The 14,828-nt window shown below is 72.1% G+C and carries 16 protein-coding genes and 1 pseudogene; 6 read left to right on the top strand and 11 right to left on the bottom strand.

Annotated elements, in window-relative coordinates; all coding sequences use genetic code 11:
• Positions 1–209 precede the first annotated feature (209 nt).
• Both BCD48_RS06210 and BCD48_RS06205 read left to right on the top strand, forming a co-directional pair.
• Positions 210–584 carry an ArsR/SmtB family transcription factor gene (locus BCD48_RS06210; RefSeq protein ID WP_071047334.1) on the top strand — a complete coding sequence of 125 codons (375 nt, stop codon included), beginning with the start codon at positions 210–212 and terminating at the stop codon, positions 582–584.
• Between the two features lie 18 nt (positions 585–602).
• Positions 603–1,169: an SRPBCC domain-containing protein gene (locus BCD48_RS06205; protein WP_071047333.1), complete on the top strand. Its 567-nt coding sequence runs from the start codon at positions 603–605 to the stop codon at positions 1,167–1,169.
• Positions 1,170–1,454: 285 nt separating this feature from the next.
• Here the strand turns inward: BCD48_RS06205 and BCD48_RS06200 are convergent, their stop codons facing one another.
• The 3 genes from BCD48_RS06200 to BCD48_RS52055 form a co-directional block, all read right to left on the bottom strand.
• Positions 1,455–3,761 carry an MMPL family transporter gene (locus BCD48_RS06200; protein ID WP_198543116.1) on the bottom strand — a complete coding sequence of 769 codons (2,307 nt, stop codon included), beginning with the start codon at positions 3,759–3,761 and terminating at the stop codon, positions 1,455–1,457.
• A 185-nt stretch (positions 3,762–3,946) separates the two neighbouring features.
• Complete coding sequence (locus tag BCD48_RS52060) at positions 3,947–4,336, bottom strand: MFS transporter (RefSeq protein ID WP_198543115.1); 390 nt, start codon at positions 4,334–4,336, stop codon at positions 3,947–3,949.
• Positions 4,333–4,956 carry an MFS transporter gene (locus tag BCD48_RS52055; protein ID WP_071047330.1) on the bottom strand — a complete coding sequence of 208 codons (624 nt, stop codon included), beginning with the start codon at positions 4,954–4,956 and terminating at the stop codon, positions 4,333–4,335. The genes BCD48_RS52060 and BCD48_RS52055 overlap by 4 nt, the downstream gene beginning before the upstream one ends.
• A gap of 103 nt (positions 4,957–5,059) precedes the next feature.
• Between BCD48_RS52055 and BCD48_RS06185 the strand changes: the two genes are divergently transcribed.
• Complete coding sequence (locus tag BCD48_RS06185; protein WP_241841553.1) at positions 5,060–5,764, top strand: TetR/AcrR family transcriptional regulator; 705 nt, start codon at positions 5,060–5,062, stop codon at positions 5,762–5,764.
• 363 nt (positions 5,765–6,127) lie between these two features.
• On the top strand, positions 6,128–6,991 hold the full coding sequence (locus BCD48_RS56415; protein WP_491677116.1) for a methyltransferase domain-containing protein: 864 nt from the start codon (positions 6,128–6,130) through the stop codon (positions 6,989–6,991).
• Positions 6,992–7,589: 598 nt separating this feature from the next.
• On the opposite strand, the gene BCD48_RS06175 is transcribed toward BCD48_RS56415, so the two are convergent.
• The 4 genes and pseudogenes from BCD48_RS06175 to BCD48_RS56405 all read right to left on the bottom strand — a co-directional run.
• Positions 7,590–8,087, bottom strand: coding sequence for a hypothetical protein (locus BCD48_RS06175; protein ID WP_131803815.1), 498 nt, complete (start codon positions 8,085–8,087; stop codon positions 7,590–7,592).
• Between the two features lie 242 nt (positions 8,088–8,329).
• Positions 8,330–8,686: a DUF309 domain-containing protein gene (locus BCD48_RS06170; protein ID WP_241841551.1), complete on the bottom strand. Its 357-nt coding sequence runs from the start codon at positions 8,684–8,686 to the stop codon at positions 8,330–8,332.
• Between the two features lie 152 nt (positions 8,687–8,838).
• Positions 8,839–9,459 (bottom strand): tyrosine-type recombinase/integrase, encoded by a 621-nt coding sequence (locus BCD48_RS56410; RefSeq protein ID WP_491677118.1) that lies wholly within the window; start codon positions 9,457–9,459, stop codon positions 8,839–8,841.
• Positions 9,460–9,544: 85 nt separating this feature from the next.
• Positions 9,545–9,742 (bottom strand): annotated as a pseudogene (locus BCD48_RS56405) (CHAT domain-containing protein); the annotation flags it as partial.
• A 316-nt stretch (positions 9,743–10,058) separates the two neighbouring features.
• Here BCD48_RS56405 and BCD48_RS06165 point away from each other — a divergent pair.
• Positions 10,059–10,547 (top strand): LuxR C-terminal-related transcriptional regulator, encoded by a 489-nt coding sequence (locus tag BCD48_RS06165; RefSeq protein ID WP_241841549.1) that lies wholly within the window; start codon positions 10,059–10,061, stop codon positions 10,545–10,547.
• 110 nt (positions 10,548–10,657) lie between these two features.
• On the opposite strand, the gene BCD48_RS06160 is transcribed toward BCD48_RS06165, so the two are convergent.
• The 4 genes from BCD48_RS06160 to BCD48_RS06145 form a co-directional block, all read right to left on the bottom strand.
• Entirely contained in the window at positions 10,658–11,677 is a 1,020-nt protein-coding gene (locus BCD48_RS06160) for a M56 family metallopeptidase (protein WP_083418240.1), read from the bottom strand.
• Position 11,678: 1 nt separating this feature from the next.
• On the bottom strand, positions 11,679–12,050 hold the full coding sequence (locus BCD48_RS06155) for a BlaI/MecI/CopY family transcriptional regulator (RefSeq protein ID WP_071047327.1): 372 nt from the start codon (positions 12,048–12,050) through the stop codon (positions 11,679–11,681).
• 186 nt (positions 12,051–12,236) lie between these two features.
• On the bottom strand, positions 12,237–12,545 hold the full coding sequence (locus BCD48_RS06150; RefSeq protein WP_198543114.1) for a hypothetical protein: 309 nt from the start codon (positions 12,543–12,545) through the stop codon (positions 12,237–12,239).
• A gap of 58 nt (positions 12,546–12,603) precedes the next feature.
• On the bottom strand, positions 12,604–13,242 hold the full coding sequence (locus BCD48_RS06145; protein ID WP_198543113.1) for a TetR/AcrR family transcriptional regulator: 639 nt from the start codon (positions 13,240–13,242) through the stop codon (positions 12,604–12,606).
• 21 nt (positions 13,243–13,263) lie between these two features.
• Here BCD48_RS06145 and BCD48_RS06140 point away from each other — a divergent pair, with 21 nt between their 5' ends.
• Positions 13,264–14,814, top strand: a complete 1,551-nt coding sequence (locus BCD48_RS06140) for a hypothetical protein (RefSeq protein ID WP_198543112.1) — start codon at positions 13,264–13,266, stop codon at positions 14,812–14,814.
• Positions 14,815–14,828 lie beyond the last annotated feature (14 nt).

The raw sequence follows: 14,828 nt of genomic DNA, 5'->3' as shown, positions 1-14,828 counted from the left end.
CGGCCGTACCGCGCTGACCAGTTCACCGCCTCCGACCGGGTCTGGCTGAAGTTCCCGCGGGCGTGCCTGGCCTGCTCGTCGGACCGACCGACCAGGAGAGTCCGCCGGCGCTGTCGTTCCTACACACGGTCACATGATCGATGGCAACCCCGTTCACGACCCGCCTACATATCTTGCCAGGCATATAACCATCAGAGTATATTCCAGGCGTGGAGACAGTGTTCGCGATCATCGCGGAGCCCAGCCGGCGGCGCATCCTCGACGCGCTGCGGACCGGCGAGCAGTCGGTCGGGGACCTTGTCGCCACGCTGGGCATGAGCCAGCCCGCGACGTCGAAACAGCTGCGGGTCCTGCGCGACGCCGGCCTCGTATCCAGCCGGATCGACGCGCAGCGCCGGGTCTACCGGATCGAGCCGGCGCCCCTGCGCGCCCTCGACGACTGGCTCGCCCCCTACCGCGCCCTGTGGGCCGACAGCCTCGACGCCCTCGAACGCCACCTGGACGAGACGGCGCGGGCCGAGAACCAGGGCGACCAGCACCGGGGCACCACGGAGCACCGAGACACCACGGCCGACGGCCACTGAGAACACCAGGAGGACCGCATGGCGGCGACCACCGAACGGCTGGGAACGCTCGAACGCGTCGGGGACCGCGCCCGGCTCCGCTACGAGCGACTGCTGCGCCATCCCCGCGAGCGGGTATGGCGCGCCCTGACCGACCCGCGGGACCTGCGAGCATGGTTCCCCACCGGCATCGTCGGCGACCGGGCCGCCGGCGCCGCGCTGACGTTCCCGTTCCCCGACCAGGACCTTCCCGCGATGACCGGTGAGATGCTGCGGTTCGAGCCGCCGGCGGTACTGGAGCTGCGCTGGGGGCCGGACGACATCCTGCGCTTCGAGCTCGCCACCGCCGCCGACGACGACGGGGGCACCGGCTGGTGCGCACTGACACTCGTCGCCGAGTTCACCCCGCTGGGCAAGGCCGCCCGGGACGGCGCCGGCTGGCACGAGTGCCTCGACCTGCTCGCCACCCACCTCGCCGGCGGCGAGCCCTGGGCACCGGGCCAGCGCTGGGCCCCCATCGCCGCCCGCTACCGCGCCGCGTTCGGCCCCGAGGCCTCCGAGCTCGGACCGCCCGACGGCTGGAAGGAACCCACCGACCCGCGCTGACGCCGCGCCCTCCAGAAAGCGCCTGCCGTCACCCGCGCAGCGGGTCGCGGGCGAAGGCGGCCATGCCCTCGTCGCCGTCCTCGCCGGCCGGCTGGAATGGCTCGCCGTGGCCGCGGCCGCCTACCCCCTGTACATCTCCCTGTTCACCGACCTGCCCGGCGACGCCTGGACGCTACGCATCAGCTCGTACGCCCTCGCCGCGGCCATCGTGCTCACGGCCGCGCTCACCCGGTCGGCCCGGTGCCGAACCCGACGAGACCGGCATGTGCCCGGCGGCCCCGCCGGTCAGCTGGCGACCGGAACCTCCGTCGTCCGCTCCGCCGTGTCCGGGGCCTCGACCGCGAGGCGAGGCAGGCCACGGGTGAGCCAGCCCGGCAGCCACCAGGTCGCGCGGCCCAGGAGGGTCAGCGTCGCGGGTAGCAGCACCATCCGGATGACCACGGCGTCGAGGAAGATCGCGCTGGCCAGGCCGATGCCGAAGAGCTGCAGGACATGGCCCCCGCTGAGCGCGAACGAGGCGAAGACCGTCACCATGATCGCCGCGGCGGCCGTGATCACCCGGCCGGTGCTGGCGAGGCCGCGGCGGATCGCGGCCGCGGTGTCGCCGTCGCGCGACCACTCCTCCTGGATCCGGGCGACGAGGAACACCTCGTAGTCCATCGAGAGCCCGAAGACGATGGCGAACAGGATGATCGGCATGAACGGCTCGACGACCGACTGCTGGACGTTCAGGGGGCCGGCGAACCACCCTCGCTCGAAGATCGCCTGAAGGATGCCGAGACAGGCGCCGATGGAGAGCAGGTTCATGACCGCGCCCTGCAGCGGGATCAGCAGGGAGCGGAAGACGAGCAGGAGCAGAAGCGCCGCCACGCCGATGACCAGGCCGACGAAGAGCGGCATCTTGCTGGACAGCCGCTGGGTAAAGTCCACGGAGGCCGCCGTGTAGCCGCCTACGTGGGCCTGGGCTGGGGTGGCCCCGAGAGCGGCCGGGATGACGTCGCCGCGCAGTTCGCCCACCAGGTCCTTGGTCTGCTCGCTCGAGGGCGCTGACGCCGGCGTGACGGTGATGACGGCGGTGTCGCGCGCCGGGTTGATCCGGGCCGGCCCGACGGCGGCGACACCCGGCACATCCGCCAGGCGCGCGCCCAGCCTGTCGGTGACGGTGCTGACATCCGCTCCGGGCAGGGTCACGGCGACGACCAGGGGCCCGTTGGAACCGGCGCCGAACGCCGCACTGAGCTGGTCGTACGCCTTGCGGGTCGTGCTCGACGAGGCGTCGGTGCTCGCGCCGCTGAAGGCGAGCCGAAGGTCGAGCGCGGGGCCGGCCAGCGCCACCAGCGCGGCGGCCGCCGCCAGCGCGGCCACGGCCGGGCGCCGCTGGATGCCGCGCACCCATCGACCGGCGAGGGTCTCGCCGCCTTCCGCGGGCACGGCGCCGCCCTTGCGCCCCAGTGGCACGGCGCCGCCCTTGCGCCCCAGTGGCACGGCGCCGCTCCTGCGCCGCGGGAACACGGCTCGGCGCTTGCGGCGCGCGACGCGCGGCCCGACGTACGAGAGCAGCGCGGGCAGGAGGGAGACCGCGCCGGCCAGGACGAACAGGACGCTCAGCGATGCCGCGACCGCGACCCCGGACAGCAGGTTGATGCCGACGGCGTACAGACCGCTCAGCGCGATGACGACCGTCAGGCCGGCGAAGACGACGGACCGGCCGGCGGTGTCCATGGCGACCTCGATCGCGTCCTGGTTGTCGCCGCCGTTGCGCCGGTACGTCTCCCGGAAGCGCGTTACCACGAGCAGGGCGTAGTCGACACCGACGCCGAGCCCGATCATCATCGCGATCTGCTCGGCGAAGTCTGGCACCGTCAGGACGCGGGAGGCCGCCGCGATGAGCCCGGAACTGACCCCGAGCCCGACCAGCGCCGTGGCGATCGGCAGACTCGTCGCCGCCAGCGAGCCGAACGTCAGGAACAAGATGACCATCGCGGCCAGCACGCCGATCGCGGTGGCGGGGCCGACCGACGGACGGTTGAGCTGCTCGATCGCGGCGCCGCCCACCTCGACGTCGAGCTGGGGCGACCGGATCTCCCGCGCGCGGTCGACGACCCGTTGGATCGCCTCGTGCGGGATCGCCTCGGCGGCGTCGTCGAACACCACCGTGGCATAGGCCGTTCGCCGGTCCTTCGAGATCGCGAGCGAGCCGTCCGCGCCCTCGTAAGGCGAGATCACCGACGCTACGTGGGGCAGCCCCGCGACCCGTTCCAACATCGGCGCGACGGCGGCGTGCACGGCGGCGTCGGTGACGGCGCCCTCGTCCGCGGTGAGGACGATCTGGTCGACGTCCCCGGCCTCGGCCGGCAGGTTCCTGGCAAGCATATCCGTCGCGCGCTGTGAGTCGCTGCCCGGCAGCGAGAGCGCGTTGTCGAACCGCGTGCCGGCGGCGGCCGAGATCCCGAAGCCCGCCACGAGGAGTACGAGCCACCCGGCCACGATCATGCGGCGATGCGACGTCGACCACCGGGCGACGCGTCCGAACAGCCCGCGGCGGGCGGGCCCTGGCCGCCCGAGCGGATCTTCCTCGACGGACGAGGACACGCGTGCTTCTCCTTGGTTCGTGGGTGACGTGGAGCGTCCGAGCGTTGTCACTAACTTGAACCTTTCTGTACAAGATAGGACTCAGACGGATGCGCCTGAATCCGGACGGCGGGCTAAGCCGCGGGCGGCGACGGCTTCGGGGCAGAGCGAGACGCCCGTGGCGGCGGCGGGTTGCCCCGCGCGAGTCAGTGCATGGGCCGGGCGTCCGTCGGGAGTCGCCGGGCCCGCGGCACGACCAGAGCCGCGGCGAGCCCGCTGGCGAGTGCCGCGGCCGCGCCGACCGTGAACGCACCGGAGAAGGCGTCCGCCGCCGGGCGCGCCACGACGAGGGCGGTGCCGGCGACGCTCGAGAGCACCGCGACCCCGGCGGCCCCGCCGAGCTCGTGGAAGGTGTTGACGATCGCGGAGCGCAGGCCCGCCTCGGCCGGTTCCGCGTCGCCGAGCGAGGCGGTGAACGCGGTCACGAAGATCGCGCCGATGCCGAGCGCCGCGACGGTGAGCCCGGCCACGAGGAAACCGGCGCCGCCGAACAGCGCGGGCAGCCCGTAGCCGACCGCCGCGAGCGCGAAGCTCACGACCGCGACGATCCGTGCGTCGAGCCGGGTGAGGAGCTGCCCCGCCGTGTGGGCGCCGGCCACGGTGGCGACTGCCGCGGGCAGGAAACAGAGGCCCGTCCGTAGCGCCCCGTAGCCGTGCCCGTGCTGCAGCGCACGACTCCGAGCGCGGACCCGATGCCCGCCAGCCCCGACCAGACCGCCAGCGCCCGCTGGCGCGCCGGGCCGCGGAAGACGGCCAGCGCGGTCGCCAGCGCCGCCGGCGACAGCACCGCGGCCGCCGCGCCCTGCAGCGCCCGGCCCACGAGCAGCGCCGCGGCCGACTGAGCTGTCCCCGTCAGTGCCGACGACGCGGTGAACAACACGAGCCCCACCAGGGCGAGCCGGCGCGCGCCGAACCGGTCGGCGAGGCGGCCGCCGGCGAGCATCAGGCCGCCGAAGAACAGCGTGTAGACCGTCATCACCCAGGCGACGGCGCCGCGGGAGAGCCGCAGGCCGGCGCCGATGTCTGGCAGCGCGACGTTCACCACCGTCACATCCAGCACCAGCATCAGCTGGGCCGTCGCGAGCAGCCCCAGCACCAGCCAGCGCCGCGGCGCGACGACACCGGGTGTCGCCGCGGGCGAGTCCACGGCCGTCATCCCAACCTCCGCTAACTTGAACAGAAATGTACGGGTACCGGGAACGCTATCATGGAACTCGTACATGCCAGTACAGGTTTACGGGCGACGACCGGGAGGCTCGGTGCGGGAGCGGTCAGTGCGGGAGCGGTCAGTGCGGGTGGAGTCGGTGCCGGACCACTCCACGGCGGCCGCGAGCACCGGCTCGGCCAGGCCGCGCGCACAGCGGGCCGACGCGCGCCGCAACGTCGAGGCGATCCTCGACGCGGCCACACAGTGCCTGCGGCGCGACGCCGACGTCAGCGTCGCGGACATCGCCACCGCGGCCGGCGTCGGGCGGATCACCCTCTACGGCCACTTCAAGACCCGGGCCGAGCTGGTCGACGCCGTCCTGGTCCGGGCGATCGAGTCGGCCCACGCGACGCTGGACAGCGTCGACCTCGCCGACGACCCCGCCCAGGCGCTCGCCAGCCTGGTGACGTCGTCCTGGCGGATCGTCGAGCAGTTCCGCGGCGTGCTGCACGCGGCGCAGCGCGAGCTGCCGCCGGAACGGATCAGGGACGTGCACGACCGGGTCCTGGACCCCGTCGCTGCCCTGATCGAGCACGGGCGCCAGGCCGGCGTGTTCCGCGACGACCTGCCCACGTCCTGGCTGGTGACGGTCGCGATGAGCCTCATGCACGCGGCCGCCGAGGACGTCGACAACGGCCGCCTGGAGGCGGCCGACGCGGCGTCCTACCTGGTCACGACCCTGCTGGCCGCCTTCACCGCCCCGGCACCCCGCCCCGGCTCGCCCCGGCCCGAGCGATCGCCCCGGTCCTCCCGGTAGCGGGTACCGCGACTTCCGCGTCGGGCCGTCTTCTCGCGCCTTAGCGCGAGCAGGCGGCCAGCGACGGCTAAGACCGGGCCCAACGGGACGAGCACCGGGCGGGCGGATGGGGTCGGGGTGCGGCCACCGCGGCTACTGATCGGACAGGTCGATCCCGATATTCCCGGCCGCGGGTGTCGAGAGCGCGACGCGGGGCGGTGGCGTCCGAGAGGCCGCCTCCTTCCACCAGAAGGCGGAACAGCGAAACCAGAGGTATCACGAGTAAGAAGTGCCAGCCGAGCGGGATGACGGCGATCGATAACCCGCCGGCCGCCGTCCTACCCGAACCGGGCTACCGCCCGACGCACGAGAACTTAAGCGCCGGTGAGCCGCCCTTGGACACCGGTACCGCGCTCACCCCCTCGTCGTACCCGTACGGTCGTGTGCTGTCGAGCCGATTGCGGGTGTGAAGGTGGCCCCGCGCCGCGCCTCGGCCAACGGAATCCGCCACCTCGCCCATCGCTCCTCGGCCGGACGCCGTCACCCACAACGCGACCGACCTGCGTGCCCCATGACACCGGCTCGCGCTCCGCCACCCACGACCTACTATGCAACGTAGTCGACGCGGCTTCGACGGCTGGTCGAACCTGGACGCTGCGACGAGATCCACCGGATAGGGGGCTTCTTGTGAATCCCATCCATCGCATCTACTGCCGTTCCAGGCGGTGGGCGTGCCACCTCACCGACCTGTTGCCATGGGCCACTGCCGATGTGCGGCTCACGGGCCAACGCGTGCTCGAACTGGGCAGCGGACCAGGACAGACGACGAACTGGCTGTTGCCACGTGCCGGGTCACTCACCGCAGTCGAGTACGACACGGCGGATGCGAGCGCATTGGCGGCGCGCCTCCCCAACGTGGAGGTCCTACACGCGGACGCCACCGACCTCCCGTACCCCGACGAGTCGTTCGACGTGGTGGTCTGCTTCACCATGCTTCATCATGTGGCGACCACGCCCTTGCAGAACCGGCTCTTCGCCGAGGCTGGGCGTGTGCTTCGGCCGGGAGGTATTTTCGCCGGCTCCGATAGCCGGTGGGGCCCGCTGTTCGCGGTAGCGCACATCGGTGACACCATGCATCTGGTCAACCCACGCACCTTAGCTCCTCGCCTGGTGACCGCTGGTTTCACGGAACCGCGGATAGACACGCGTTGGAGAACTTTCCGCTTTCGCGCCATCGCCCCGTCGTGATCTGCGGGCCGCGGCGCGGATTGCCCGCCCTCCGACGAACTGGAGGGCCAGCGTCGGAGCGGCAACGGTGATCACGTTCGACGAGCGCGGCGACGGCGACCACCGCCAGCGCGGGAACCCGCACAGCGGCCAGGGTCGCCGGGGCGCCGAGCACGGACGGGAACGGCCGGTCGAGGGGCTCTACGCGGAAACTCCGAACAGATCGACGAGCAGGGCGGCAGCGGTCTCGGGGGCGCGGACGGTCAGGACCAGCGCAAGGTGAAGAGTGAAGGCAAGGAGCGTTGCACGCTACGGCCCCGCGCCGGGTCGAAGCCGACCACGACCCTGATCTCCCACACACCGGGAGACCGCTCACGCAGCGACCCTCTGCCGCGGGGTGCGCGCTGCCTGTCATCCCTGTAAAGCGTCGCCATCCCTACAGCTATAGGGATGGCTACCGTTCCCGCAGGTCACACATGGTTTCCGGCTGCCTGTGTGCCCACATGCTGCGGAAGCCGGGTCGAGGTCGTCGGCGATGTCCTGGTCGTCGAGCGGTGTGGCGTGGGAGTAGTGGCGCAGGGTGGTGGCGGGGTTGCGGTGGCCGAGGCGGGCCTGGGCTTTACTCGACATCCTCGCCTGGGGTGATCGGGATCAGGATGTTGTCGGAGGACACGGTGAAGCTGGTGTTCTCAAAGTTGTTCGCCGTGCACGTCACGGCGCTCTGGGAGACCGTGTGGGTGGCGCCGCCCAGGTCGATGATGTCACCGGAGCGGGCCTGGTAGGGGTGCGCGGACAACTCCCACGGCTGTTCACCAGCGCACGTGGTGGTGGTCGGGTGGAAGCCGAAGTCCAGGTGCACGGTGAACCACGTCATGCCGACGCAAGGGTCGTGGGCGGTGGGGCCGGTGTAGTTCTTGACGAAGCAGGTGGTGCTCTGAGTCGTCGGGTCGGTGTCCCGGATCGGCACGTGCCGGGTTTTCTCCGCCTGGACCTCTGAGTTGTCACAGTCGATGTTCCCGTCCGAGGTGATGAACTCAGTGTCGTGCACCTTGGGGCGGTTGTTGACCACCTGCAGCCGGGCGGAGAATGATTCTCTACCGAGGGTGGCCCACTGCACGGCCTCGCGTGCCGTTCTGCCGAGCTCAGGGATCGACCTGTAGCGAGCCAGAACTCGATTTGGCGGTGTAGCCTGCGGCTTCGCTGTCGGGTTGGGCGGCGCGACGGCGCTCGTTGATCGCGCCTCCCAGGATCTTGCGGCGGTGGATCGGGCCTGCGCTGGCGCCGGACCGCGAGAACGAGCCTCGTCACGGCCGGGGGCGGCGCGCCCTGGCTTCCGCGCCGAGCTGGCCGCCCGGACGCTCACCCGGGAAGGGCGGGGCGCGGGCGGTGCCGGCGCAGCGGCGGCGGCCGGAGAGCCTGGGTCGCGTCCGGAGCGAGATCCCCCGTTCGCGCGCGCGCCCACGCAACCAGCCCGACGACGTCGATACCATGCGGCGCGGCGGCCGCGTACGGGGCGATGGCATCAGCCGACCGCGACAGCAGCGCCACCGCGCTCCTAGCGTTGCCGCGCGCCGCGTGGGTGAGGCCGACCGCGAACTGAGCCAATCCCCGCCACAATGCGCGCTCGTCGGGTGGCGCGGTCTTCCAGGTGTTTTCCAGGACCTCGTGGGCGTGGAACGGCATCCCCGCATCGAGCAGCCGCTGCGCCGCCGTCAAGGCCTCATCCGGCGAGTACCCCACGACTTCGGACTGCCACACGACCCCCTCGGCGCCGCGTGGCAGCGGCCTGCCCAGCTTGTCGCGCGGCCGCGCGTTCCGCGCCCGGCCGCCGTCGTCGCGATCTCGTTCAGGCCCTGGTACGGAGCGCGTCATCGCGCGCGACCCGTCGAGTCCTCCAGCAAACGCACACCCACCATGCTCGCAGACGTCGCGGGGGAACCCCTACGACGACGTGTACCGTGCGTGCGCGGTCGTCGATGCGGTTCTGGCTTACCCGCACCAGCCGCGCCTTCTTGGCCCAGGCGAAGACCAGGCTCGGGTGCGGTAGCCGCCGACTCGAACCCCCATAACCGGCACCCCGCGAGTTCAACGTCAGTAAGGAGCTTGCCGTTGCCGACGAGGTAGGTGGCGACGCCGTGGCGGAGCCGGTGTAGCGCGGCCCGTTCGACGCCGGCGGCTCGGCCGAGGCGGCGGAACCGGTGCGAGAGCGCGTCCGCGGTGATGAAGGTGCTGCGGTCGGGTGACGCTGTGAAGATCCAGTCGGCGTTCGGGGTGCCGGCGCGTGCGGTCCAGGTCTCGAAATGCCTGTTGATCATGTCGTTGGTGGTCTGGCCGAGGGTGAGACGGCGGGTGCGTTTCGACTTCGTCGGGCCGAGCTCCCCCGCGGACAGCCCTCGCCCGATGGTCAGAATGCGGCCGTCGAGATCGCCGCGGCGCAGGCAGGCCAGTTCTCCTCGTCGGGCGCCGGAGTCGGCCGCGACCCTGACCAGCAGCGGCCAGGGCCTCGGCGGTCCGCCACGCCACCGGGGCCTGCCTCGCTTCCCCGATTCCCCGCGACCGGGCGGCGCGCACCGCGCGGACGGCGTCGCCGCCGATGGACTTCACCGCGGCGTAGACGTCGTCCACGAGCGAAACCGACCCGTCGTCCGACACCGACCAGAGCATTCCGACGACGTGGCGGTATCCGGCGAGCTGGAACGCCAAGGTGAGATGGATCGCCTCGTCCAGCAGAGCCGGCCCCGTTCGCGCTGTGGAGCAGGCGGACAGGTACATGCATCCACAACGGCCTGAAGATCTTGCGACGGTCGTGACGTCGCGGCGCACTGAGCCCGACGGCTGACGGGTACCCCGGTCGTCGGCGACCTCGGCCAGCCGTCGATCATCGGACCGGACACGGCGAGCGCCCGCCAGGGGACGACGAGAACTACGGCGTCACCTCGTTGGCGAGACTCTCCTCGACCCGTATCGGAGACGCCATGTCGTCCGCTACGCCCCGCCCCACGGGCGTCCAGCACTCGCCGGCTCCCACATGCCACTCCGCCACCCTCAAGGAGCATGGCCAGGCTCATGGGAGCAATGGCTGCCAGCCGTGGTCGAACAGACAGACGACCTGCCCCGATGCGACGAACTCACGAGCTACCACGGCAAGCGCTCACCTTCGAGCAGCGGCATCTACGTGTTCGGCGCCGTGCGCGCCGGTGCCTCGGGCTTCCTGTTGAAGCGCACCCGCCCCGAGGAGCTCATCGCCGCGGTGCATACCATCGCGGCCGGCGACGCGCTGCTGTCGCCGTCGGTGACCCGGCGGGTGATCGACAGGATGGCCCGGCACCCCGTCCCGGAGCTGGTTGGGACGCGGGAGCTCGCCGAGCTCACCCGCCGCGAACGCGAGGTCCTCGAGCTGATGGCGCAGGGTCTGTCCAACCGCGAGATCGCGAACCGGCTGGTGGTCGAGGAGTCCACCGTCCGCACCCACGCCAAGCGGCTCCTGGCCAAGCTCGGCCTCCGCGACCGAATCCAGGCAGTGATCTTCGCCTTTGAGACCGGAATCAACCAGCCCGGCGGCACGATGGCGCCCTGACCGGTCGATCGTGTCTCGCCACCGCCGTCGAACGCGCAGGCCGGCGTGGCCCAGCAGACGGGCAGAAGCTGGCCGACCGCATCAAGATGGCCCTGTCGAGGTCGCGGCGATCAATGTTCGGTTGCGTGCTCGTGCCAGGCTGCGAGATCAGCGCGCGGAGCGTGTGCCGCGACGTCCGCGGCGATGGCGGCCGGGGGACAGTGGGTCGCGTCGTCGACGAGGGCTGGCACCGTCGGCACGGCGACCGGCAGGAGTAGCAGTGCGGCGGCGCCGGCGGCGGCGAGGTAGCGCGCGGCCAGGCTGAGGGGACGGCTGGGGGCGAGCAGACGGCGCACTCGTTCGGCGGCACCGACGCCGGCCATCCCGAGCGCGGGCGCGGGTACCTGGCCGGCGACCAGGTCGAGCAGGGCGCGGGCGACGGTACGTGGGGTGGTGCGGCGGGCGGCGCTGTCGTCGGCGGCCATCTCGACCAGGCGGCGTACCTCGTCGTCGGCGGCGGTGAACAGGGGCAGTCTGGGGAAGGCCCGGGCGAGTACCGCGGTGATGGTGGTGATCAGGTAGTGGTGGCCGCGCAGGTGGGCGTGCTCGTGGGCGATCACGGCGTCCAGCATCGGCGGGTCGAGCAGCGCGAGGGCGCCCTCGGAGACGACGACCATGCGACGCCGCGTGGGCAGGCAGTAGACAGCCGGGACGGGATGCTCGACGACGAGGATGTCGTCGCGGGTGGGGTGGCGACGGCCGAGTATCCGCAGCGCGGCGGCGTGCCGGCGCCGCAACCGCCGCTGCGGCCATGCGACGGTCGCCGTTGCGTACAGGATGCGCACCGCGATCACCGCCAGGACACCGACTCCGGCTGCGTCCATGGCCAGCGACAAGGCGGTGCGGGAGACGTGGTGCAGCGAGATGCCGCACGCCATGGCCAGCGAGATGATCGCGTGGCCGACGGTCAGCAGTGGCACGACCAGCAGGGCGCCGACGAGGCAGACCGCGGCGACCGCGGACAGGCATGCGGCGATCCAGACGCCGATGCCCAGCCTCGGTGCCCTGCGGGTCCAGCCGGCGGCGCGCAGCAGCCGCGGCGCGAGGAACAGCATGATCAGGATGTAGCCGGTCAGCAGCGGGGCCGCCACGTCAGTCGGTGCCCTTCTCCTGGGCCCGCCAGCGCAGCGCGTCGCCCAGCGCCTCGGCCTCGGCGGCGTCCATCGACCGGACGAAGTGCAGCAGCGCCATCCCGCGGTTGTCGGTGCCGGACAGCACCTCGTTCAGCTGCCGGGCGGTGTACTCGCTGCGCGTGAGCGTCGTGGCGTAGACGTACCCGCGGCCGACCCGCTCCCGGGTGAGCCAGCCCTTCTGGAAGAGCCGGTCCATCACCGTCATGACCGTGGTGTAGGCGATGGGACGAGCCTGCTGCAGCTCCTCCAGGATGTCGCGCACGGTGGCCGGTTCCACGCGTGCCCACATCCGGTCCATCACCTCGGCCTCGAGGTCGCCGAACAGCTCCATTCCGCCTCCATCACCCGCCCGCCCATGCGGAGTGCGCCGTCGCGCATCTCCGGACGTTGCGATGGTGTCACGGCTCGGCGGCCATCTACCGGGCAGATCGGCGGCTATCAGGGAACACATTCGACGAAACCACTGAGGCACGTCGGACCGACGCGGTCGGCCGGCCTGGCGGTTCTGGGCGGTTTGCTACTGCCGCTGGCCCGCGGCCACGGCCCCGACGAGGAAGACCACCGCCGCGGCCGGGTAGCCGGCGACCAGGTCGACCAGCCCCGACGGCTGGCCGCCGAACGTCTCCAGGTGCGCCAGCCAGTGAACCAGCGCGACGACCACGCCGACCGCCATCAGCACCTGGCCGGTCCGGATGATCCGCCGCTTGCGCTGGTAGCGGGCCCGCCGTTCGGCCGCCTTCCGCTCCTGGGCCGTCAGTCCCGACGCGGGCGTGTCGGCCCGCGGCGGCGCGGCGGGCTCGCCGTCACGACGTGACCTCTTGGGCATGTCAGGAACCGTCCGAAAGTAGGCAGCCGTCAAAGACAATCAACTACATAAGATAGTACTATCCGATGTCGTTGACGTCGATCGCCGCCGCCTTGTGATCCGCCGCGCCCGGCGACTCGCCGACGAGGAGTCCGCGCAGGACGAGGTCGATCACCGCCGTGCGTGCACGCTGGGCCGGCCACCGGTGGCTGGCGCGCAGGTGCACGTATCCCCAGCCGGCTGTGTTGAACAGCACGGTGGCGGTCACGGTCGGCGGGACGTCGCGCAGCGAGCCGTCGAGGGCGCCGTCACGGAGCAGTCGCTCGAACGGCCCGGCGAACGTGTCGATGGTAAGGGTGCCCGGGCCGGGCTCGTGGAACACCTCGCCCCGCGCGAGGAACAGCCCGGCCAGCAGCTCCAGGTGGGCGTCGGCGGCGGCACACAGCCCGTCAAGTGCGGCGCGCAGCCGCTCGGCGGCGGTGCCTGGTCCGGTGATGGCCGGCCACACCGCGGCGCGGAACTCCTCGGCGGCCCGCGCCGTCAGGGCATCGACCAGCGCGTCACGGGTCACACCTCGGCGGTGCAGGGTCGCCCGGGAAAGGCCGGCCTGCGTCGCGACCCGTTCGAGCGTGACGTCGGCCAGCCCCCACCGACTGATCGCGGCGGCGGTCGCGTCCACCAGCGCGGGCTCGATAGTCGCCCCTTGACGTCTGTTCACATCCTGAATCATATTTGCGACATGGACGTCGCAGTTTCGCGACATCAGCGTCTCACCACGGCGGGGCCGTCCGGCGTGCTCCCACTGGTGGCGCTGGTAGGCACGGCGGCACTGTTCGCCACCTACTGGGATGACGCCTGGCACACCGACATCGGGCGCGACAGCGCGACGATCCCGCCGCATCTGCTGCTGTACGGCTCGGTGGCGGTGGTGGGCGTGGGTGTCGTCGCCTGGGGCGTGGCCGCGCTGCGCGCGACCCGCTCGGTGGGTGTGGTGCTACGCCACCGGCCGCTGCTGCTCGCCGGGCTCGGCGGGACGCTGACGCTCACCTCCGCGCCGATCGACGCCGCCTGGCATTCGGCCTTCGGGCGGGACTCCGTGTTGTGGAGCCCACCGCACATGCTTGGTGTGTTCGGCACACTCGCTCTTGTCACCGGCGTCCTCCTCGGCTCCGGGCACGGCCGTGGCACAGGCTGGGCGCTCTCGGCCGCCGGCGCGCTCGTCCTTGGCTGCACCGCTGTGCCGGTCCTGGAATTCGAGACCGACGTCCCGCAGTTCGACGAGGTCCTGTACCTGCCCGTGCTGATCGCGGGGACGCTGGTCGCCGTGGCCGTGATCAGGGCCGCGGTGCCGGGGCCACTGCCGGTGGCGCGCGCCGTCGTCGGCTACGTGGTGGTCCGGCTTGCGGTCACGGCCGGGCTCGTCGCCCTCGGCCGCAGTAGCCCGGACCTCCCGGTCGCGGTTCTCGGACTCGCGCTGGTCGAGCTGCCTTTCCGCCTGACCGCGACACGGCTCGCCGCCGGCGCGGCCGGCGTCGCCGCGACGAGCTGGCTCGCCGCGGCAACCGGCCTGACCAGTGTCCCGGCGAGGGCGGTAGCCACGACCGCTGTCCCGGTCATCGTGGTCTTCGCTCTCTCCCTGCTCGCGACGGCACGCGCTCCTCGGCGTCCCGGCCCCGCCCTCCTGGTCCTTCCGATCGCGGTGATGCTGGTGGCCACGTGGGCGAGACCCGCGTCAGCGCACGACCCAGGCCAAGGGCGACCCATCGCCCCGGTGACGCTTACCGCCATCTCCGACGGGCAGGGCACGCTCGCCGCGACCGTCTCCGCCGCGACGCCCGCTGCGGGCACCGCCAACTCGTCCGCTCCCACCGCGCACGCGTGCACGCGGCTCGTTCCCCGGCGGCTGGTGGCACGCCGCGCCGGGGAAACCGTGACCGGCGTGTTGCGCGCGACGGACGGCTGCGCCTTCTCGGGCCGACTGCGGGTGGCACCCACCGGCCGTTGGTTCGTCTACGCCGAGTTCCACGACGCGTCGCGCGCCGACGTCGAGGCCTGGGTGCCGCTCGATGCCAGCCGGCCAGGGTCTGTCACCGAGCGCCGTGAGCTGTACGTGCCGTCCGGCGGCAACGCGAACGACGCCGCCGCCGAGCAGATCGCCGTCGGCGCCGCGCTCTATGCGCTGGGGCTTGCCCTGCTCGGGTTTCTCCTGACCCAGGTCCGTCGCGTCGCCCGAACCCTGGCCGTCCCGGCACCGGCCACCGCGACGGAGAAAGATCACCGGTCGACCTGATTCTCGCTGGCGCG

It is taken from the genome of Pseudofrankia coriaricola, assembly GCF_001854805.1.
Taxonomy (GTDB): Bacteria; Actinomycetota; Actinomycetes; order Frankiales; family Frankiaceae; genus Pseudofrankia.
The sequence above is the reverse complement of the archived record's forward strand: the minus strand, read 5'-3'. Positions and strand labels throughout refer to the sequence as shown.

Excerpts from the sequence above, each read along its gene's own strand:
- BCD48_RS06205 (WP_071047333.1), top strand. The coding sequence starts at position 603 with ATGGCGGCGACCACCGAACGGCTGGGAACGCTCGAACGCGTCGGGGAC.
- BCD48_RS52055 (WP_071047330.1), bottom strand. The coding sequence starts at position 4,956 with ATGACGGCCGTGGACTCGCCCGCGGCGACACCCGGTGTCGTCGCGCCG.
- BCD48_RS06155 (WP_071047327.1), bottom strand. The coding sequence starts at position 12,050 with ATGGAGCTGTTCGGCGACCTCGAGGCCGAGGTGATGGACCGGATGTGG.
- BCD48_RS06150 (WP_198543114.1), bottom strand. The coding sequence starts at position 12,545 with ATGCCCAAGAGGTCACGTCGTGACGGCGAGCCCGCCGCGCCGCCGCGG.
- BCD48_RS06140 (WP_198543112.1), top strand. The coding sequence starts at position 13,264 with ATGGACGTCGCAGTTTCGCGACATCAGCGTCTCACCACGGCGGGGCCG.